Source organism: Nonomuraea cavernae, assembly GCF_040655715.1.
GTDB classification, from domain to species: domain Bacteria; phylum Actinomycetota; class Actinomycetes; order Streptosporangiales; family Streptosporangiaceae; genus Nonomuraea; species Nonomuraea cavernae_A.
This window is the reverse complement of record NZ_JBFAKL010000031.1, coordinates 84,199-104,211: the sequence shown is the minus strand read 5'-3', so window position 1 is coordinate 104,211 and position 20,013 is coordinate 84,199. Positions and strand designations below refer to the sequence as shown.

Annotated in this window: 14 protein-coding genes and 1 tRNA gene; 4 read left to right on the top strand and 11 right to left on the bottom strand. The window is 66.9% G+C overall.

The window, feature by feature from the left end:
- Positions 1 to 537: 537 nt before the first annotated feature.
- From AB0I38_RS33875 to AB0I38_RS33865, 3 genes are all read right to left on the bottom strand, one after another.
- Complete coding sequence (locus tag AB0I38_RS33875; RefSeq protein WP_358490045.1) at positions 538 to 2,205, bottom strand: hypothetical protein; 1,668 nt, start codon at positions 2,203 to 2,205, stop codon at positions 538 to 540.
- Positions 2,206 to 2,975: 770 nt separating this feature from the next.
- The gene (locus tag AB0I38_RS33870; protein ID WP_358490044.1) at positions 2,976 to 3,476 is read right to left on the bottom strand and encodes a hypothetical protein; all 501 of its coding nucleotides are present in this window, start codon (positions 3,474 to 3,476) and stop codon (positions 2,976 to 2,978) included.
- A gap of 350 nt (positions 3,477 to 3,826) precedes the next feature.
- Positions 3,827 to 3,908: transfer RNA gene (locus AB0I38_RS33865), tRNA-Tyr, on the bottom strand.
- A gap of 467 nt (positions 3,909 to 4,375) precedes the next feature.
- Between AB0I38_RS33865 and AB0I38_RS33860 the strand changes: the two genes are divergently transcribed.
- The 3 genes from AB0I38_RS33860 to AB0I38_RS33850 all read left to right on the top strand — a co-directional run bounded on the left by AB0I38_RS33860 (position 4,376) and on the right by AB0I38_RS33850 (position 8,318).
- Entirely contained in the window at positions 4,376 to 4,867 is a 492-nt protein-coding gene (locus tag AB0I38_RS33860) for a YajQ family cyclic di-GMP-binding protein (protein WP_358490041.1), read from the top strand.
- Between the two features lie 773 nt (positions 4,868 to 5,640).
- On the top strand, positions 5,641 to 7,206 hold the full coding sequence (locus AB0I38_RS33855) for a M23 family metallopeptidase (RefSeq protein ID WP_358490038.1): 1,566 nt from the start codon (positions 5,641 to 5,643) through the stop codon (positions 7,204 to 7,206).
- 641 nt (positions 7,207 to 7,847) lie between these two features.
- Positions 7,848 to 8,318: an NUDIX hydrolase gene (locus AB0I38_RS33850; protein WP_358490035.1), complete on the top strand. Its 471-nt coding sequence runs from the start codon at positions 7,848 to 7,850 to the stop codon at positions 8,316 to 8,318.
- Here AB0I38_RS33850 and AB0I38_RS33845 read toward each other — a convergent pair.
- The 8 genes from AB0I38_RS33845 to AB0I38_RS33810 form a co-directional block, all read right to left on the bottom strand.
- Entirely contained in the window at positions 8,293 to 9,780 is a 1,488-nt protein-coding gene (locus tag AB0I38_RS33845) for a hypothetical protein (RefSeq protein WP_358490033.1), read from the bottom strand. The genes AB0I38_RS33850 and AB0I38_RS33845 overlap by 26 nt on opposite strands.
- 219 nt (positions 9,781 to 9,999) lie before the next feature.
- The gene (gene htpX / locus AB0I38_RS33840) at positions 10,000 to 10,851 is read right to left on the bottom strand and encodes a zinc metalloprotease HtpX (RefSeq protein WP_358490055.1); all 852 of its coding nucleotides are present in this window, start codon (positions 10,849 to 10,851) and stop codon (positions 10,000 to 10,002) included.
- Positions 10,852 to 10,946: 95 nt separating this feature from the next.
- Positions 10,947 to 12,539 carry an NADH-quinone oxidoreductase subunit N gene (locus AB0I38_RS33835; RefSeq protein WP_358490030.1) on the bottom strand — a complete coding sequence of 531 codons (1,593 nt, stop codon included), beginning with the start codon at positions 12,537 to 12,539 and terminating at the stop codon, positions 10,947 to 10,949.
- Positions 12,536 to 14,272 (bottom strand): complex I subunit 4 family protein, encoded by a 1,737-nt coding sequence (locus tag AB0I38_RS33830; protein ID WP_436838800.1) that lies wholly within the window; start codon positions 14,270 to 14,272, stop codon positions 12,536 to 12,538. Before AB0I38_RS33830 ends, AB0I38_RS33835 begins: the two co-directional genes overlap by 4 nt.
- Positions 14,272 to 16,179, bottom strand: a complete 1,908-nt coding sequence (locus AB0I38_RS33825) for an NADH-quinone oxidoreductase subunit 5 family protein (protein WP_358490022.1) — start codon at positions 16,177 to 16,179, stop codon at positions 14,272 to 14,274. The genes AB0I38_RS33830 and AB0I38_RS33825 overlap by 1 nt, the downstream gene beginning before the upstream one ends.
- Positions 16,176 to 16,697 carry an NADH-quinone oxidoreductase subunit NuoK gene (nuoK, locus tag AB0I38_RS40445; RefSeq protein ID WP_436838799.1) on the bottom strand — a complete coding sequence of 174 codons (522 nt, stop codon included), beginning with the start codon at positions 16,695 to 16,697 and terminating at the stop codon, positions 16,176 to 16,178. Before nuoK ends, AB0I38_RS33825 begins: the two co-directional genes overlap by 4 nt.
- A complete protein-coding gene (locus AB0I38_RS33815; protein ID WP_358490019.1) occupies positions 16,697 to 17,389 on the bottom strand; it encodes an NADH-quinone oxidoreductase subunit J family protein in 693 nt (230 codons plus the stop codon). Before AB0I38_RS33815 ends, nuoK begins: the two co-directional genes overlap by 1 nt.
- Positions 17,386 to 18,378 carry a NuoI/complex I 23 kDa subunit family protein gene (locus AB0I38_RS33810; protein WP_358490015.1) on the bottom strand — a complete coding sequence of 331 codons (993 nt, stop codon included), beginning with the start codon at positions 18,376 to 18,378 and terminating at the stop codon, positions 17,386 to 17,388. The genes AB0I38_RS33815 and AB0I38_RS33810 overlap by 4 nt, the downstream gene beginning before the upstream one ends.
- Positions 18,379 to 18,586: 208 nt before the next feature.
- Here AB0I38_RS33810 and AB0I38_RS33805 point away from each other — a divergent pair, with 208 nt between their 5' ends.
- Positions 18,587 to 19,789, top strand: coding sequence for a serine/threonine-protein kinase (locus AB0I38_RS33805; protein ID WP_358490013.1), 1,203 nt, complete (start codon positions 18,587 to 18,589; stop codon positions 19,787 to 19,789).
- The last annotated feature ends 224 nt before the right edge of the window (positions 19,790 to 20,013 follow it).

Below are 20,013 nucleotides of genomic sequence, written 5' to 3'. Positions count from 1 at the left end.
CAGATCGTAGGTGAGGCACAAGGTCACTCGCAGACCATCGCCGATACACCCACAGTCACGCTGGCGAACGACTTAAAGATCTACCGATGTAGTACAGGGCGGGCTGTAAAGCTTCAGGGCTCCTTTGATGGCGAGCACTAGTTCGCCACGGTCACGTGGCATCCCGGCGACAGCCAGGTTCATACGGTCAACCACCCGGCCCGCTACGTGAGCGCCAGTCTTGGCAGCGTTGGCATTCCGATCATCGCGAGTGCCTGACCGCCGCCCAATGGCGACCTAGCTCAATGGCAGCGCACCGGGTTGTGAAGCCGGTCACGGTACGGGTTCGGCTGCTGAAGAGGCAGGACGTGTGAAGGTAGCTGAGCGCAAGCGCCAAGGAGAGGAGAGGTCTCTAGCTCCTAAGCGCTCAGTCGTCTCTGCGCCGGCATTCGGCTTTCGCGGCGGCGCCCTGCATCGCTCCTGTTCAGTTCCGCACACGATGGCCTGGAGCGCCGTCCCGGTCTCGGCAGGGGAAGACTGCGCAGGAACCTCGAACGATTAGCGCTCGACAAGGTGCGCAAGTCGCTCTAGCCCAAATTTGGGTGCTGTCCGAAGAATGGCGATGAGCTTCAAAGGTGTATCGCCTGCCTTGTCAGGCTTTCCTGTGCTAGCCGTTCTCGTCTTGTGAGAAAGCATACGCCCATTAACGTAGTCAAGGACGCGTATACCCTGCTTGAGTCGGGAGCCCGAGAATTGACTGAGATCTAGCATGTAGGCCTCAAGTCGGTGGCCAGCGGAGTGAGCGTCAGACACGCCACCATCTACCAGGTGAATGAGTCGAAGATCGAGAAGGTCCGTTAGCACGTTATACCGATCGGCGTATTCCTCCTTCTCTCGGTAGCTGATAAGGAAGTAAGTATGACTCATTTCATCAAGGCAGAAGCTGCGCACGATTCTGAGCGCCTCCAGCGTCCGGCCCGCCGAGGAGATACTTGAGGCCATATCCTCTTCAAGCTCTTGGAGCTTTACTTGTGCAGCATCGCCAGCAGCGCGATTGACATCCTGCACACCTACTAGCTTTGCGTTGGGGCGCCGCTTCGCCTTCTCGATAGAACTGCCAGCAAGGATCAAATAATCCCGTGGAACCGCTCCAGAAGCTAGCACAAGGCGATCGAGCGCTGTGCTATGAAATAGCCTAGTAAGTGTAGGGACTCCAACATGCTTAGCGTATTGGAGCAGGATGCTCTCCAGAAATCTCTTCGCCCACTCGGGTTCCTGTAGCGTAACGTCCAGGTCTAGAAGCTCAGCATCATGCATGGTTTGCAGCCCCAGGGGAGGTGAGGACTGATACCAGCGCGTTAGATGACGTATCGAGGCAATTTTGAGCCAGGCGTCACAGTCGCGGATACACCCGTGGAGCATGTCGAGAAGCTTCGGCTGCTGACTCCGGAGAATGTAGTAGAAATCATCTACAAAAATGAAGAGACGAATGTCGTTTGTAGTAAGAAACCTCTTGACGGTCCGCTGTATGTCGGGGATTAGCCGTATAGTGCTTTGCTCGTTCTCGTCATCGCGTGCCAACATCTGACCGACCTTTTCGTACAATCTCACGGCTTGTACGGAAACGGCGGATTGGGCTTGTAGTTGCTGCTGGCGACTAACGATTGCAGCCAGAATCTCCTCAACTACGTAGAGAAAGGCGCGACTCAGGCTCTCGTTTCTCAGCGTCTGCATATTGACCCAGCATGAGATGGTGTCGTCTTGGGGCAATGAGCTCCGCGCTTCTACTAGCAATGCCGTCTTTCCTGCACCACGACGGCCGAAGATGAGATGGTGGCGAGGAGATGCTATGGCTGTTAGGTTGATGTGCGCATCACGAATGTAAGACAAGCTTGGCTGTGCTTCGGACACCCGCGATCTGGCACTAGTGAGCCGTGCGAGCTCAGAGGCTCGCTCATCTTGCACCCCGCTAAGCAATGGCTCTGCTGACTTATCTACAAGTTCACGAGGGGCCTTCCTGACAATAATGAAGGCTCTGACGTCGCTCGTTGATATTTCGCCATCGAGCTCATTCCCAATCTCGGCAGCTCTAGCGAGATCTGATTCCGCCACCAGGACAATATAGTTCATCTCGTCCGGATATGGCCTGATGGCGACATCATGCACACGTATATTACCGCGGCTTTTGAACTCGCGGCGAATGAATTCAGGGATGTCGGGGACCATTCCGATGCTCATATGTAACTACAGCCCTTCGAACGCAAATACTGTTTGGATTGTGCCAAAAGTTGGGGGGCTTCTGTGGCGAGTCCCTGCGCAATGGAGCGCAAATTTTTGTTGTCCAAGGGATATGGGTCATAGTCGGCCGCATTGCGGCGGTTTCGCGCGTTCTTTATCGCATTGCCCCATAGGGCGAAATCTTGGAAGTCTCTCGGTAGATTTGTCGGTAGATCGGCATGAGATTGGAAATCGTCTCCACCGTGCCAAAAGTATACTACCGCCCTGGCGGAATGGTACATACTATAATAGAATCGACTAATCGCGCTCCGGTACTCAGCAGGCCTCATCCTGAGAAACTTCTCTCCGCTCTGCAGGAAATGGGCAGACAGGTTAAGTCGATCAGCGCAGACCTGCTCCGTCAGTTCGTTGATGGGCCTAGTCGTTCGGCCGGTTAGGCTTACCCCTTCAGCGAAGAGGCGTAATGTTTTTTTGTCAGCTTTGCTGATCCTGAGCAACGCGTCTTCGGGCGACACGGGGGGCGTCGGCGGGGGGGAGGCGTTGTTTACCGTCATAGAAAACCTAGCCTAGCGCTAACCGGGCCAAATGCGGAGATGGCATCCCTAGAAGATTTCCTGGCCAGGAACGTGGCTGTATGGGGGATAGAGGCGATGTGCGCACTTTGTGTACCAGCTGTGTACTTTCCGATGTGCGACAACAGTGATCCGGCTCTCGCAGGCATCCTGGGGTCGCCTCGCTTTTCGATTCGACGGAGGTGATCAAGTCCGAGTGGTCACGCTGCCGCTCATACCAGAGGGTGAGCGATGCGTCTGCGCCGTCGTCGCGGGTGAGACGGTACCCGAGAGGAACGCTGTGGCCTCTTCCGATCTTCCTGGTGTAACAGATGTCCTCCGAGGGCTCTTCGGTGACGACTGGCCGCCATCCATCGGCCCTGTGAATTCGTAGAAGTTCCCCGCGTAGGGGAACGGATCGTCCGCGAAGCATCCGGTGTACCCGTCCTGGACGGCGGCTTTTTCCGGGTGGGCAGTGAGGATCTTCTGTGCTGCCAGCACCGGGATCAGGCCTTCCTCATCGGAAGTGCACTCCGAACCGGTGAACGCCATCAGGGTCATGTACGCAAGCCCACCCAGCAGGAGAGCCGTTACCGCCAAACCAGCCATGGTCATCATGAATCCGGAGCGGACTCTCATGGCCGGAGCGTACCGAAACTGATCAAGGCCAGAAAGACGCTGAGACAGGAGTCTGACGATTGCAGCCATGCCCGTGGCGTACCCGAGGGAAAGGGGAACAAGGAGAAATGGCGGAGAGTCACAGGGAGCGAGATCAGCACCGTGAGCTGCGTCTCCCCTGGTTGCCCAAGATCGGCATGCGTCTTTGCAAGCAAGATGTCAACTCCAGCCCGCTCCTCTGACGGGTGGGACGACGGTGACGGGAAGAGCCGGGGGAGAGGTGCGTGCGTCCGCACGGGCAACCGAACGCGGGTGATCGCCGTGCCAGATCCGTGCCAGATGCCACAGGGAAACAGGGGGAATCACGGGTACTTCCGGGCGATCAATGAGAGAGGCCCGTCACCGCGTTTCCGCTGGTGACGGGCCTCTTCCCGCTGGTGTGGCAGGTGCAAGGTTCGAACTTGCGTAGGCTGAGCCGACGGTTTTACAGACCGCTCCCTTTGGCCACTCGGGCAACCTGCCGTGCCTTCCGCTCTCGCGGCGACAGACAGAAGAATAGCGGACTTCTGCGGTGTACGTGACACCGGTTTGTCCCGCGTCGGATCATGGTTGCCCACTCCGCCGGAACAGCGGCGACGGGACCGCGACCTGGTCGTTGTGCGTGGTGAACGCCTTGAGCGCACTCGGGGCCACCGAGGTGACCGCCGAAGATCTGCTAGTCGGTGATCAGGCCGGGCATCCTGGTCAGTGCCACCCTGCGGCGTCCAGGAGGGCTGATCCCGATTACCTAAATGACGCCTGCCTGATGTGCTCACACGCGATCATCTGTCGGCCTACAGGGCTGAGTACGGGCCTGCCGTCCTGCACGTTGGCGCGATGCTGGCTAGGCTCGTTTGCTGGGGTTCGTGTTCACGGGGACGCGTTCGTGGTCCGCGAGACCTGGAGCCGGGCACCACATACATGCGTTCGCAGCTGAGAGGATGTGCGCTTTGGCCGATTCATCTTTCGACATCGTCAGCAAGATCGACCGCCAGGAGGTCGACAACGCGCTGAACCAGACGGTCAAGGAGATCGGACACCGCTTCGACTTCAAGGGCACCGGGGCGAGCATCAACTGGTCCGGTCAGGAGAACATCGAGATCAAGGCGAACAGCGAGGAGCGGGCCAACGCCGTGCTCGACGTGTTCAAGGAGAAGGTGGTCAAGCGGGGCCTCTCCCTGAAAACCCTCGACGCGGGTGAGCCCAAGCTGTCCGGCAAGGAATACCGCATGCTGGTGAGCCTCAAGGAGGGCATCGACCAGGAGAACGCCAAGAAGATCTCCAAGCTGATCCGCGACGAGGGGCCCAAGGGCATCAAGGCCCAGATCCAGGGCGAGGAGCTCCGGGTCAGTTCGAAGAAGAAGGACGACCTTCAGGACGTCATCTCCCTGCTCAAGGGCAAGGATCTCGACATCGCCCTGCAGTTCGTCAACTACCGCTAGCAAGGGCCTATTTCACCGCTCTGACCTGGCGGTTTACCGTTATGAGGAGCGCGGAGGGCACATCCGGGGCACACGGCCGAGCGCGCTGTCCACGAGGGCACGCGTCTTCTCCTGTGCCTCGGGCCACTCCCCCAGCGTGACCCTTGGCGTGGAGTGACCGAGGGCTAGCCGCACGGTCTTCACCCGCGCCTTTACCGTCAAGCGGCTGCTCACGGCCGGTGTGACCAGGCCCGCTCGCGACCGCGCGCCTCGTCGGCCCAGGACTAACTCGCCTAGCTTTTCTCCGCAACGCGCCAGATCTGGGCGATCCGGACCGGTGTTCACCCGGGCTGTAGCGCTGTTTGCAGAGAAGTTACAGCGGAATTACAGCGCTGGCCGGGAGTCTGTCGTTGTCCAGTCAATCCCTCTGAGTTGAGGGCGCGATTGAGGAGATCGTCCGCACTCCTCCGCGCTCTCGCCGTTTGGTGCCGCACCGGCAGTCGCGACGCTGGGGCTCGTCGCCGGGGACGCCGGCAGGCCGTCGCCCGCAGTGGCGGCCAGCAGCTCCACGGCGCCATCGCCCCCGTCACCCAGTACGCCTTCACCCTCACTTCGGCACCTGGTTCTGACACAGCGCACGCCCCGAGAACGTCGAACTGCCGGCCCAGCGCCGGAGAGCCATGGTCCCAGGCCTGAGGCGGCCCGCCCGGTCCCATGTGCTCAGCCGGGTTTCCGGACTGCAACGCGCACTTGTCTCGATCAGGAATAGGCCGCCGGTTCTCTGGAGGTACCTCATGTCCAAATCCATCGCCTCACGAGTCGCCATCACCACCGCGCTCCTCGCGACCTCCGGGTTGCTCGTCACGGCGAGCCCGGCAGTCGCCGGCGCCGCCCCCAATCTGCAGTTGCCCTTCCCCTGCGACCAGAAGTGGCGGCTGGACACCTGGGGTCACGCCCCCGCGCTCGACATGGTGAAGGAGCCGGACCAGCACGGCACCGAGGGTGCCACCCTCATCTCCCCCGCCGCCGGTACGGTGAATCAGTCCTATTACCACAGCAACGCCGGCAACGTGATCCAGATCAACCACGGCGGCCGCTACTACACCACCTACCTGCACTTGCAGTCCCGGGCCGTCTCGGTCGGGACGAAGGTGTCGGCGGGAACGGTGATCGGCAAGGTCGGCAGGACCGGCCCCACCTCCAACGACCATCCGCACCTGCACTTCGAGCTCGGCTATGACGCCGACGGCAACGGCTCGGCCAGCTGGGGCTACGCGGGCGCCGAAAAGGTCAGGCCGACCTTCAACGGCGTCACCTACGGCGGATCGAACAACCAGACCTGGCGCAACGTCACCAGCCGCAACTGTTCCACCTCTGGCCGCAGCGCTCCTGCGATGATGCGTGATGACGGTGACGGATCCATGTCGATCTACCGGTGGACCTCCACCGGATCCGGTTTCAGCCGGGCCAGCGACTACACCTCCGGTGGCTGGACCATGGCCAACACCGGAGACCGGGTCGCTTCCGGTGACGTCGACGGAGACGGCAAGGACGACATCGTCGCCGCCTACCAGAACTCCGACGGCACCTTCAGCTTCCACGTCTGGAAGAGCGGCGTCTCCTACGCCGGCAAGTGGTACACCTCCGGCCCGTTCCAGCTAGGCCCCGTCGCCGGACGCCTCGTCCTGGCCGACCTCACCGGCGACGGCAAAGCCGAACCCGCCATGATGCGCGACGACGGCGACGGAACCATGTCCATCTACCGGTGGACCTCCACCGGATCCGGCTTCAACCGGGCCAGCGACTACACCTCCGGCGGCTGGACCATGGCCAACACCGAAGACCGCGTCGCCTCCGGCGACGTCGACGGAGACGGCAAAGACGACATCGTCGCCACCTACCAGAACTCCGACGGCACCTTCAGCTACCACGTCTGGAAGAGCGGCGTCACCTACGCCGGCAAGTGGTACACCTCCGGCCCCTACCAACTGGGCCCGGTCGCCGGACGCCTCGTCCTGGCCGACCTCACCGGCGACGGCAAAGCCGAACCCGCCATGATGCGCGACGACGGCGACGGAACCATGTCCATCTACCGGTGGACCTCCACCGGATCCGGCTTCAACCGCGCCGCCGACTACACCTCCGGCGGCTGGACCATGGCCAACACCGGAGACCGCGTCGCCTCCGGCGACGTCGACGGAGACGGCAAAGACGACATCGTCGCCACCTACCAAGACTCCGACGGCACCTTCAGCTACCACGTCTGGAAGAGCGGCGTCACCTACGCCGGCAAGTGGTACACCTCCGGCCCCTACCAACTGGGCCCCGTCGCCGGACGCCTCGTCCTCGGCACCTGGTAAACGCCGCACCTGACGGTGGGGCCGGCGCTGACTCGGGGGCCGGCCCCATCAAGCACGCCCACCTCGATCCACCGTCGAGCGGCTGCTCACGGCCGGTGCGGCCAGGCCCGAGTGGCAGCATGGTCTACGCGGCCATCGCCGGGGTCCCTTCCACGGAGACCCCCGGGGTACGCCGGCCGCCTCGCTCCTACAGGCCTAGCCTTCCCCGGCAACGCGCCAGATCCGGGCGATCCGGGAAGCCACCTGGTCAGCCCCGCTCGCGGCGTCGAAGGTGGCGCGTTCGCCGGTCTCGGCGCCCACAGCAGGCGTACCAGGGCGAATGGGTGTGTCTTGGGGGCACGCTCACCGTCCGGCGGCGTGAGCTGCCTGGCGTACAGCTGCTTGAGGTCTGCACCGGCGGCGAGTTGGGCGCCTGCCACGGGCTCCGGCGGAGGTGCCGATCATCAGATCGGCGTCGCGCAGGTCGATGCCGTGCTCGGCCAGACCGGCCAGGACGCCGATCTACCACGCGATGCCGACGTACCCGCCACCGCCCAGGACCAAGGCTCTGCTCGCCATCGCCTCTCCCATCAATATGGTACGGCCGTATCAAGAGGGTTCGCTCATGGCGAGGTGTCAGTCGGAGTCCGTAAGCTCGCCGTGTGACGAAGATCCCCCTGCGCAGGTTCACCGCACGCGCGCTGCCCATCGACGACCACGGTCGTGTCCTGCTGCTGCACGGGTTCGATCCCGCCGAGCCCGGTAGACGCTACTGGTTCACGATCGGCGGAGCGCTGGAGGAAGGCGAGACCCTTCAGGAGGCCGCCGCCCGCGAGATGCACGAGGAGGTCGGGATCCGGGCCGACGCCGGCGAGCTCACCGGCCCGTACGGCACGAGCACGATCGAGTTCTTCTTTGACCAGTACGCGATCGTCCAGGACCAGACGTTCTTCGCGGTCCGGGTCGGTCAGGTGGAGATCTCGTTCGAGCACATGGAGGAGATCGAGAAGGCGACCACGATCGAGCACCGATGGTGGAGTGCCGATGAGCTGGACACCACGGCCGAGACGATCTTCCCGCAGGACCTCGCGTCCATCCTGCGCAAGATCACTGGGGGCGGAGCACCCGCGTAGCCCCGGCGATCAGCGCCGTGGCCAGGATCCAGCCCGAGACGACCAGCCCGTACGCCAGCCCCTGCGTCCATCCCGCCGGGTCGAACAACTCCCGCTGTCCGAACGCGGGCAGCGGCAGCAGCAGGTCGAAGGTGTAGGCGAAGGAGTCGAAAACGGGGCTTTCGGCCGGCTTCAGCGCGCGCGGCGGGTTGAAGGCGAACGCCACGGTGCCGGCCAGCAGCAGGATTCCGAACCACACGCCGGCCAGCCACGGGCGGTACCCGTACCCGACGGTGGCGTCGAGCAGCCAGCCCCACACCCGCCGGCCGCGGCCCTGCGTGCGCCGTCTGGCGCGGAGCTTGGCGAGCTGAGCGCGACGGGCGAGCGCGTCGTTGCCGTCGCGGAGGTACCAGGCGGCCAGTTGCTCGTACGGCTGCGGGCGGAAACCTTCCGGGTCACGACCGGCCCAGCCGATCCTGCGGGCGACGCCGCTGCCGCGCAGCCGGTCGTAGGTCAGGCCGTTCAGGCGGAGTTTGTCGGGCCAGGTGTCTGGATCGTCCTGCAAGGTGCCGAAACGTGAGTGGGCGAGGCTGACCACGCCTTCGATGGGTTCGGCCGGTGCGAGGTGGAATTCGCGGGCCTCCATGTGGCTGGCGTGCACCGCGTACGGCGTGTCGGGGCTGCGTACGACGCCTCTGAGCTCGAACGTGCTGCCGATCCGGGCACCGCGCAGCCGCAGGCAGCCCAGCGCGGTGAAGCCGCGGGTGCACTGCATGGTGTCCTCGACGACCATGTTGTCGGCGGTGAGCGCGTTCTTGCCGGGATTGCGGAGGGTCGCCCCCTCCAAGATGAGATCTCCGTTGAGCCGGGTGCCGACCAGCCGGACACCGCCGGTGAAGTCGGCGTTGTTCATGTTCGCCCCGGCTTCGACCACCATGGACCCGGCGTAGAGGGCCCACTCGTCGTCGCCGGTCACCTTGGTGCCGGCCAGCCAGAGCCCGCTCTCGAACTGGGCGCGGGCGATGCGGACGGTGCCGGTGATGTTCGAGCCGGAGAGGCTGAGGTGCCCGGCCACCCGCATTCCGCCGCCGCTGAACCCGGGTAACGAGCAGTCGGTCAACCGGACCGTACGGGTCGTCGTGCCGGTGAGCTGGACGGGTTCGTCCAGGTGGCAGCCGCTGAGCACGAGCTCGTGCTCCACGTTGCCGCCCAGGATCGTGAGCGGGCCGGTGATCCTGGCGCCGCGCAACCGGATCGCGGGGACCGCGCCGGCGCCCGGGTCGCGGGCGCCGAGCAGCAGGGATGTGATCACTTGGGCTCGTACGGTGCGCTCGGGGCCCCAGGTGTCGCCGTCCGTCGGCGCGTTCTCACCCGCTGGACGGCCCGCGGAGCCTTTGACCGGCGCGAACTCCACGAATTCGCCGGTGGGAAAGGCGTCCCACAGCCTGCGCTCGGCCGCGCTGAGTCGTGGAGCTCGTCCCATGACCGTGATTCTGGCGCAGACGCGGCGGCTATGCGGGTTCTGATGGTGGATCTCCTGGCATTGGAGCTCCTGTGATGAGTTCTTCCGATATGCGGCTTGGTGGTCGCCATGCGGGCCGGGCGGAGAACCGGCGGTTGGTCTTCTGGGCCGCGACGTGACCTCTGGCGGCGGTCCCGACATGGCCTCCGGCGCTGGCGCGGCGTGACCTCTAGCGGTCCTCTAGCGGCGGTAGCCGGCCATGCGCTCGAGCCGGGCCACCCGCTCCGACGTGGGCGGGTGCGACGAGAAGAGCCGGCCGAAGCCCGATCCGCTGAACGGGTTGGCGATCATCATGTGGGAGGCGGAGGTCAGGCGGCTGTTCTCGGGGAGGGGGAGACGACGGGCACCCATCTCGATCTTGCGCAGCGCCGAGGCCAGCGCCAGCGGGTCACCGGTCAGCATGGCGCCCGACTCATCGGCCTGGTATTCCCTCGTGCGGGAGACCGCCATCTGGACCATGCCGGCCGCGACCGGTCCGAGCACCATCATGAGCAGCGCGCCGAGGAAACCGGGGCCCTCGTCATCGTCGGAGCCGCCGAAGAAGACGGCCACGTAGCTGAGCCAGGTGATCATCGTGGCCAGCGCACCCGCCACGGACGAGATGAGGATGTCGCGGTTGTACACGTGGGACAGCTCGTGCCCGATCACCCCGCGCAGCTCCCGCTCATCGAGCAACTGCGTCAGCCCGTACGTCACGCAGACGGCGGCCTGGCGCGGGCTGCGGCCGGTGGCGAACGCGTTGGGCTGGATGGTCGGCGAGATGTACAGGCGCGGCATCGGCTGACGGGCCTGGGTGGAGAGGTCGCGGACGATGCGGTAGAGGGTGGGCTGCTCGACCTCGCTCACCGGGCGGGCCCGCATGGCGGACAGCGCGATCCGGTCCGAGAAGAAGTACGCGAAGCCGTTGCTCGCCACGGCCAGCACGAACGCGATCTGCAGGCCGGTGCTGCCGCCCAACCACGCGCCCAACGCGAGGATCAGTGCTGACAGGCCGCCGAGCAGGATGGCGGTACGCAGACCGTTGTGGTGCAAGGTTCCCCCCTTCATGGTCCGGGTTCACCTGGTCCAACGAGCATCCCCCGGTACAACGTTCCCTGGTGTTCCCGCCGGCGGTTCGCCGCCGCCGATCATCCTGAAGCCGTGGCCAGGTCGAGAACGAGTTGGGGAGCGACGGAGAACACCACAGCCAGCGCGACCGCCAGCCCGGCGGCCACCCAGGTGGCGGGGAACGGCCGCCGGGCGGCGGTGACGGCGGGGGTGGGAGTGAAGAGCCTGCCTGCCCAGAGCACGTAGTAGTAGAGCCCGATCACCGTGTTGACCGCCATGACCACCGCCAGCCAGCCGGAGCCGCCGTCGACGAGCTCGCGGAAGACCACGATCTTGGCGAAGAGGCCTGCCAGCCCGGGGGGAAGCCCGGCCAGGCAGATCAGGCAGAACGCCAGCGCGAGCGCCGCCACCGGGCTGCGGAAGGCGAGCCCTCGATAGTCGTCGAGCTCGTTGCGCGTCGCCGTCCTGGAGACGGTCATGACCACGGCGAACGCGCCCAGGTTCATCGCGGCGTAGATGACGAGGTAGGCGACGGAGGCGCCGACCGCACCGGACAGCAGGGCATCGCCCGACGCCCCCGGTCGGGAGGCCACCGCGATCGGCGCCAGGATGTAGCCCGACTGCGCGACCGAGGACCAGGCCAGCAGGCGTACGGCGGAGCGCTGGCGCATGGCCAGCAGGTTGCCCGCCGTCATGGTGAGTGCCGCGACGATCGCGATGATCGGCGACCAGGTGGTGGCCTGCCCGGCCAGGGCGGTGACCAGCAGCAGGATGAGCCCCGCGAACCCGGCCGCCTTGGAGATCACCGACAGCAGCGCGGCGACCGGGATGGGCGCGCCCTGGTAGACGTCCGGCGCCCAGGCGTGGAACGGCACTGCGGCGATCTTGAATCCGAACCCCGCCGCGACCAGCACGACGCCGACCGTGACGACGGCGGGCAGACCGTGGGCGGCCTCCAGGGTGGGGGCGAACGCCACGGGGGGCGGGCTCGCGCCGCTGAGCACGGCGGCGATCCGCGACAGGTGGACCGAGCCCGTGACGCCGTAGAGCAGCGACACGCCGAACAGCATGATCGCCGTCGACACGACCGAGACCAGGAACAACTTGATCGCGGCCTCCGACGAGCGCCCGTCGTAGCGTTTCAGCGCCGTGAGGGCGAAGACCGGAAGCGACACCAGTTCGAGGGCCACCACGAGCATGATCAGGTCACGGGAGGCGGGCAGCGTCACGGCGCCGACCAGCGTGCACAGCAGGAGGAAGTACCACTCTCCGACCGGGATGCCGCCGCCGGCCAGCTCGGTCATCGACATCAGCACGATCACCACGGCGGCCACCAGCACCAGACCGGCGAAGATCAGGGTGAACCGGTCGGCCACGAACGAGCACAACCCCGTGCCGCCCGCTGCTTCCTGGCCCCCGGCCGGTCCGGAGGCGCCCGTGGCCCTGGCGAGGGCGTCCGGGACGCAGAACGTGGCCAGGGTCCGCCCGCCCCGGGCGGCCTGTGCCACGACGAACCCCAGAGCGATGAGCACCCCGGCGAGGCTGACCAGCCCCAGCCCGACCGTGGTACGCCGACCGGCGGGCAGGAAGGCGTCGAGCAGCAGCACGAGCCCGGCCGCGAGCGCCAGCACCAGAGGGGGAGCGATCACGAAGAAGTGGATCTGCTGGATCATGACAGGGCTCCCAGCAGGGTCTGCACCGCCGGTGTGGTGAGCGAGAGAAGCAGTTTGGGCCAGAGGCCGAACAGCAGGATCAGCACGATCAACGGCACCCAGGCGACCAGCTCGTAGCCCCTGATGTCACGCATCGCCTCCGCCTTGGGAGCGGACGGCTCCGTCTCGATCACCTCGGCCGGCCGACGGCCCTCCTCCGGCCACGGCTCCGCTGCCCCGAACTCCTCCGGCTGGGACTCCGCTGCCCCGGCCCCCAACTCCTCCGGCTGGGACTCCGCTGCTCCGGAGCCCGTCTCCTCCGGGCCCGCGACCGCCACGGCCGGAGCGGGGTGCGTCGCGGCCAGGCTGAGCGCCGGCCGGGCCGGGCGGCCGTGGGTCACGCGCGACAGCATGACGAGGAAGTACGCCGCCGTCAGCACTGCTCCGAGCCCGCCGATCGCCATGAAGACGAGGAACAACCCGCGTGGCAACGCCGCGGCCGGCTGGAAGGCGCCGAGGAGGGCCAGCATCTCTCCCCAGAACCCGGCCAGCCCAGGGATGCCGAGCGAGGCGATCGCGGCGAAGGTCAGGACGGCTCCCAGGTGCGGCAGGATGGCCAGCATGCCGCCGCCCAGCGAGGGCATGTCGGCGGTGCCGTACCGTTCCTTGATCGCGCCGGCGAGGAAGAACAGCAGGCCGGTGATCAGGCCGTGGGCGACGTTGGCGAACAAGGCTCCGTTGATGCCCACCGTGGTCAGCGTGGCGAACCCGAGCAGCACGAACCCCATGTGCCCCACGGAGGAATAGGCGATCATCCGTTTGAGGTCGCGCTGGGCCAGGCAGGCCAGGGAGCCGTAGACGATGCCGACCACCGCCAGGGCGCCCAGCCACGGCGCGATCACCACCGCCCCCTCGGGCAGGATGGGGATGGCGATCCTGGCGAAGCCGTACGTGCCCATCTTCAGCAGCACCCCGGCCAGCAGCACGGAGCCGACGGTCGGAGCCTCCGTGTGCGCGTCAGGCAGCCACGTGTGCAGCGGCCACATGGGCGTCTTGACCGCCAGGCCGATCCCGACCGCCGCGAACGCGAGGACCTGCACTCCCCTCGACATGCCCGCGCCGTGCGCCTGGCTCAGGGCGACGATGTCCAGGGTGCCGGTCTGGGCCCAGATGAGCAGCAGGCCGAGCAGCATCACGACCGAGCCGAGCAGCGTGTAGAGGATGAACTTGATCGACGCGCCCCGGCGGCCCTTGCCTCCCCAGATGGCGATCAGGAAGTACATCGGGATCAGCACGACCTCGAAGAACACGAAGAACAGCAGCAGGTCGAGGGCCAGGAACGTGCCGATCATGCCGACTTCGAGGACGAGCAGCGTGAACACCAGCGCTCTCGGCCGACCAGTGGCAGGCGTCAGAAGCTGGCCCGGGGCACGCGCGTCACCCCAGCTCAGATAGGCGAAGCAGAGGAACGTCAGCAGGGCCGTCAGCACGACCAGCGGCAGCGAGATGCCGTCGACACCCAGGTGGAACCGCAGGCCGAGGCCGGGAATCCACGGCTGGTCGACGGTGAGCTGCGGCCGGGCCGCCTGGGCGTAGTCGAACGTCGCCGCCAGCACCACGGCCAGCGCCAGCGTGACGCCCGAGAAGGCGAGCCCGTAGCCGCGCAGCACCGGCCGCAGCAGGGCCGGTGAGATCAGCAGGAGCAGGGCGCCGAGCAACGGGACGGCGAGCAGCGCGACGGGAAGCCAGCCCATCATGTGAACACCACCGCCCCCACCACGATCAACAGGACACCGGCCAGCAGACCGGTCACGTAGAGCTGGACATTGCCGTTCTGGACGAGCCGCAGCATCCCGGACAGGCCCTGCGCGGTGCGTCCCGAGCCGCGCACCGCTCCGTCCACCACCCGGTCGTCGGTGCGGACCACGAGCCGGGCCAGGGCCAGCGTCGGGCGGACGAACACGGCGGCGTACAGGCTGTCGACGTGGAACGCCCGCTCACACGGCACCAGGAACGGGCCGAGCAGGCGCGACGGGTCGGCCACCGGGTCGCTGCGCCAGAACGCGTAGACGACCCCGCCGCCGAGCAGTGCGAGCACGACGCTGAGGGCGGCCACTCCCAGGTCGAGGTGCAGCCCTCCGGCGAACGCGAGCAGCAGGGCGGGGATCGCCAGCAACACGATGGGCACCAGCATCGTTCGCGGCGCCTCGCGGACGTCGACCACGTGGGCCGTGCCGGGTTGGGGCTCGGGCAGCGCGACCACCCTTGCCTCTCCGAAGAACGTGCGCAGCCAGGCTCTGGTGGCGTAGGCGCCGGTGACGGCGACGGTGGCGAGCGCGCAGCCGTACAGGAGCAGGGCGGCGGCGTCCGTGAGGCGGCCACCGGTCAGCGCGCGTTCCATCGTGAGCAGGAGCGCGTCCTTGCTGAAGAATCCGCTGGCCGGTGGGATGCCCATGAGAGCGGCGAACCCCACCGTCATGGTCACGAAGGTGATCGGCAATGTGCGCCGGAGCCCGCCCATCTGGCTCATCAGGTTGGAGCCGATGTGGTGGATCACCGCGCCCGCGCAGAGGAACAGCAGTGCCTTGAACGCGCCGTGGGTGAGCAGATGGAAGATCGCGGCGCTGTCGGACCCGGCCGCGAGCCCTCCGGCCATGTAGGCGAGCTGGCTGACCGTGGAGTAGGCGAGCACCCGTTTCAGGTCGTCCTGAGCGAGAGCGGCCAGGGCGGCGCCGAGCATGCCGAGGGCGGCGATGACCGCGAGCACGTCGAGCGTCGGGCGAGCGGCCAGGAAGGCGGGAAAGAGCCTGGCCACGATGAAGATCCCGGCGGCGACCATGGTGGCCGCGTGGATCAGCGCGCTGATCGGTGTCGGGCCGGCCATGGCGTCGGGCAGCCAGGTGTGCAGCGGCACCTGCGCGCTCTTGCCCGCCACTCCGGCGAGCAACAGCATCGTGGCGGCCACCAGCGTACCCGTGGACATCTCGGGCACTTTGCCCAGCACGTCGTCGATGCGGAAGCTGCCCGCCGAGACGCCGAGCACGAAGATGCCGAACAGGAAGCCGACGTCGCCCAGCCGCGTCACCAGGAACGCCTTGACGGCGGCTCGCGAATTGGCGCGGTCTTCCCACCAGTGCCCGATCAGGAAGTAGGAGCAGACGCCCATGATCTCCCAGCCCACGTAGAGGACCAGGAGGTCACCGGCATACACGACGAGCAGCATCGCGCTGGTGAACAGGCTGATGAAGGCGCTGTAGGACGGGTAGCGCGGGTCGTCGTGGAGGTAGCCGACGGAGTAGATCTGCACGGCCAGCGCCACGAGCGTCACCAGGACGCCGAGGATGGCGGACAGGTCGTCGGCCTGGAGGGTCAGCGAGATCGGGATGCCGCCGGTGACGATCGTGCCGTAGGTGCGCCCGACGGGCTCTCCCGGCGAGGCCCCCTCGATGAACGCGAACCCGGGACCCCAGGCCAGCCAGATCGCCAGCACGGCGGAGGCGGCGGTCGGGGTGACCGCGAACCAGACGGCCCTGCTTCGGACCGCGGCCCCCCGTGTCTCGGGCGGGCCAGGAGTCCGGAGGCGTGGGCGACGCGAGAGGAGCAGACCGGCGAAGGCCGCGGCGAAGGGCAGGAGCACGGCCAGCAGCGGGAACGTCGTCACAGCTTGCCCCCTCGCTTGGCGGACCGCTCGTCTTCACGTCCGTTGCCCGACGGGACCGCCTCGCCCATGGCGACATTTCGAGATCCGGGGGTGGGCGGATGGCCGCCGGACTCGGTCACAGCCGGTGGAGCGGGCGTGGGCTTGCCGGGATCAGGCGAGCGACCGCCCCGCGACCGTGCGGTCGCGTCCGTGGCGGCGGATAGGGGCGGGGCGGGCTCGGACAGCTCCCGGAGCTGATCGATGTCGACGGTCTTGCGGTTGCGGTAGAGGGCGAGGACGATCGCCAGGCCCACGCCCACCTCGGCGGCCGCGATGACGATGACGAACAGCGTGAGCACCTGGCCGCTGTGCAGCCGGTCGCCCAGCCAAACGTCGAACGCGACCAGGTTGAGGTTGACGGCATTGAGCATCAGCTCGACCGACATGAGCACGAGAATCGTGTTGCGGCGCGCGAGGACGCCATAGACACCGACGGAGAAGAGGAGCGCGGAGATGACCGCCGGGTAGACGATGTGCACTAATGCCCCCCGCTGCGGTCAGATGGCGAACTCCCTGACTGATCAGCCGGATCGCCCGGTGGAACGGCCGGGCCTCCTGGTGGAACGGCCCGATCGCCCGGCGGGACGGCCGGATCGCCAGGTGAGGACGTCGAGGTGCCGGGCTGGTCTTCTGGGGAACCGCCGGGAATGTCCGTACGGGACAGCACGATGGCGCCGATCAGAGCGGCCAGGAGCAGCACGGACAGGGCCTCGAAGGGCAGCACCCAGGTGCTGAACACGCTGGCGCCGAGCTCGCTGGCCGCACCCGCACCGGGTGTCAACGGCGTGTAGGCGGTGCGGAAGCCGTCGATCACCACCGTGACGAGGATGGCCGCCGTCGCCAGGGCCACCCCCGCGGCCACCACCCGGTTGCCGCTGTCGAGGTCGGCGGAGCGGCCGATCGGGGCGCGGGTCAGCATGATGCCGAACAGCATCAGGACCACGACGGCGCCCACGTAGATGAGTACCTGGACCCAGGCGACGAACTCGGCTGTCAGAACGAGGTAGCACCCGGCCAGTGCGCCGAAGGAGACGACCAGCCACAGGGCGGCGTGCACGAGCTGGCGGGTCGTGACAACGAGCAGCGCCGATCCGACCGCCACCGCACCCAGCAGCAGGAAGACGATCTCCTGCCCAGTGGGTGACAAGTAGGAGGGCACCTCCTCGGTCACGAATCCTCCTTGGACTCCTTTGTCCCGTCAGGGTCGAGTCGCCCGGGCGGGCGGATGGATCGAGGGTCGGCCATCCGGCGCCTGCTCGGCCTTGGGCCTGCAGTCTGCTCCTCCGAGCCGGCGTCCGGACGCGGCTCGCCTGAGCCTGTGGACAACTCTTCCTCGGAAGGATCGCCTGTGGATGACGGGCCGCTCCGGGGAGGCTCCGTGGACGGAGTAGTACGGCGCGGCCCGGCTCCGGACGGCTCGCCCGTCGTCGCGGAGCCCGCCACCTCCCCCGTGTCGGACGGCACCTCCTCGGACGCGCCGGTCTCAGGCGTCACCGCTTCCGCGGGCCCGGTCCCCGAGGGTGTGGTCTCGGAGGGGCCGACCTGGCGGTCGGAGGCCGGCGGCGCGGGGCGGCCTGAGGCTGATGCGGCGGAGGGACCTGAAGTTGGCGGCGCGGGGCGCTCGGGAGCTGGTGTGGCGGGGCGGTCGGCAGCTGGTGTGGCGGAAGTCTCGTCGCGAGGGCGGCGGGGAGGGGTGGGACGAGCTGAAGGGGCGCCGGGGCGGCGAGGGGCCGCCTTGAGCTCCTTGGGCGGCTCGGCGCCGGGGTCGTGGGCAGGAGGCGGTGGGACGGTGAGCACCCAGGTCGCGAGCCGGTCCTTCTCGTGCAGAAGGTTACGGATGTCGCCCTCGGCGTACTCGAACTCGGGAGACCAGAACAGCGCGTCGAACGGGCACACCTCAATGCAGATCCCGCAATACATGCACAGGGCGAAGTCGATGGCGAAGCGGTCGAGGACGTTGCGCTGGCGCGCGCGGCCGCCCTCGGGTGCCGGGATCGTCTCCTTGTGGGAATCGATGTAGATGCACCAGTCGGGGCACTCTCGCGCACACAGCATGCAAGAGGTGCAATTCTCCTCGACCAGGGCGATCACCCCGCGGCTGCGAGGCGGGAGAGAGGGCCTGACCTCGGGATACTGCTGGGTGACGGATTTGCGCAGCATGTGGCGGAGGGTGATGGACAGCCCCTTTGCAAGTCCGACTCCCGGTATCCGTCCCATAGTCAACATCATGGCGCACTTGGCCGCGCACGTGAATGAGCAGGGCACCTTGTCCCCAGGTTTTCCACAGCTATCCACAGGCTGACCGGAGGTTATCCACAACATTGGTCCACAACCGATATGCGCAAGTACGGGACGATAACCTGCCGCCATGTCGAACACCCATCCGCGCGGCCCCGGCGCTCTGGCGTGGACCGCCGCCGTGGGGTGGGCGATCCTGCCGCTGTTCACGTGCGGCCTGACGACGCCGTTCACGATCGGGTTCGCCGCCTACTGGCTGCGCAGCGTGTGGCTGGTGCTCGCCGCCGCGGCCTACACCGTCTGTGTGGGCTCGTTCCTCATCGCGGTGATGGCCTACCCGGAGTTCGACGACATCCCGGAGCCGATGTCCACGCTGATCTCGTTCGCGCTCATCGCCAGCTGGCTGGGCGGTGTCATCCACTCGGGCATCCTGGTGCCGACGATGGCAAGGGCCCGGCCCGGGCTGCACGCCTATCCACATCCGGTTCACCACGCCGGGCCGGGCTATCCACACACCGACCTGCACCAGCGCACCACCTCCCCCAGCACCCACCTGCGGCCCGGTGAGCCCGAATGGATCGGGCACTACCGCGTGCTCCGTTCGCTCGGGCGCGGCGGGCAGGGCGCCGTCTACCTCGCGATGGCGCCCAACGGGGTGCAGGTCGCGGTGAAGGTCCTGCACGACCTGGTGGACGAGACGACCCGGATGAGGTTCGCGAGGGAGGTCGACGCCGCGCGCAGGGTCGCGACGTTTTCCACAGCCCGCCTGCTCGACGTGAGCATCACGGGCCAGCACGCCTACATCGTCAGCGAGTACGTCGACGGCCCCTCACTGGAGCAACTCGTACGCCGCCACGGCCCGCGCGACGAGGACAGCCTGACCCGGTTGGCGTTGTCCACAGCCGGGGCGCTGGCCGCCATCCACAAGGCGGGGATCGTGCACCGCGACTTCAAGCCGAGCAACGTGCTCATCGGCCACGACGGGCCGCGCGTGATCGACTTCGGCATCGCGCGGGCGCTCGACCAGGTGACGATGACGTCCGGGAAGATGGTCGGCACACCGCCTTACATGTCGCCCGAGCAGCTGACCGGGGAGCAGGTGGGGCCTGCCTCCGACGTGTTCAGCTGGGCGGTGACGATGATGTTCGCGGCGACGGGGCGGCCGCCGTTCGGCGAGGATTCGGTGCCGGCGGTGTTCAACCGGGTGTTGACCGTTCATCCGGACTTGTCCCCTTTACCGCCTGGCCTTCGAGGCATCGCGGGCTCCTGTCTCCGGAAGAGTCCCCTCGACCGGCCCTCCGCCTCGGACGTCATGCTGGCCATCGTGCACTGACGAATCAGCGAACGCGACCGTTCGACGCACGCGAAACGATCTCGTCCAGTGCTGTCAATTGGGCGTGCCGCCTCATGGTCACGGTCAGGCCGACCCGCCTGCTCAGGCCGACCCGCCCGACCTGCCCGACCCGCCTGCTCAGGCCGACCCGCCCGACCCGCCTGTTCAGGTCGACCGCGCTTCCCTTGAGCTGGCCCCTGGGTGAGATGGGGCTTGACGGCATC

Bases quoted from the DNA above. Each gene is read 5' to 3' on its own strand.
- AB0I38_RS33875 (WP_358490045.1), bottom strand. From the start codon at position 2,205: ATGGTCCCCGACATCCCTGAATTCATTCGCCGCGAGTTCAAAAGCCGC.
- AB0I38_RS33870 (WP_358490044.1), bottom strand. From the start codon at position 3,476: ATGGCTGCAATCGTCAGACTCCTGTCTCAGCGTCTTTCTGGCCTTGAT.
- AB0I38_RS33855 (WP_358490038.1), top strand. From the start codon at position 5,641: ATGTCCAAATCCATCGCCTCACGAGTCGCCATCACCACCGCGCTCCTC.
- AB0I38_RS33845 (WP_358490033.1), bottom strand. From the start codon at position 9,780: ATGGGACGAGCTCCACGACTCAGCGCGGCCGAGCGCAGGCTGTGGGAC.
- AB0I38_RS33835 (WP_358490030.1), bottom strand. From the start codon at position 12,539: ATGATCCAGCAGATCCACTTCTTCGTGATCGCTCCCCCTCTGGTGCTG.
- AB0I38_RS33830 (WP_436838800.1), bottom strand. From the start codon at position 14,272: ATGGGCTGGCTTCCCGTCGCGCTGCTCGCCGTCCCGTTGCTCGGCGCC.
- AB0I38_RS33810 (WP_358490015.1), bottom strand. From the start codon at position 18,378: ATGCTGCGCAAATCCGTCACCCAGCAGTATCCCGAGGTCAGGCCCTCT.
- AB0I38_RS33805 (WP_358490013.1), top strand. From the start codon at position 18,587: ATGTCGAACACCCATCCGCGCGGCCCCGGCGCTCTGGCGTGGACCGCC.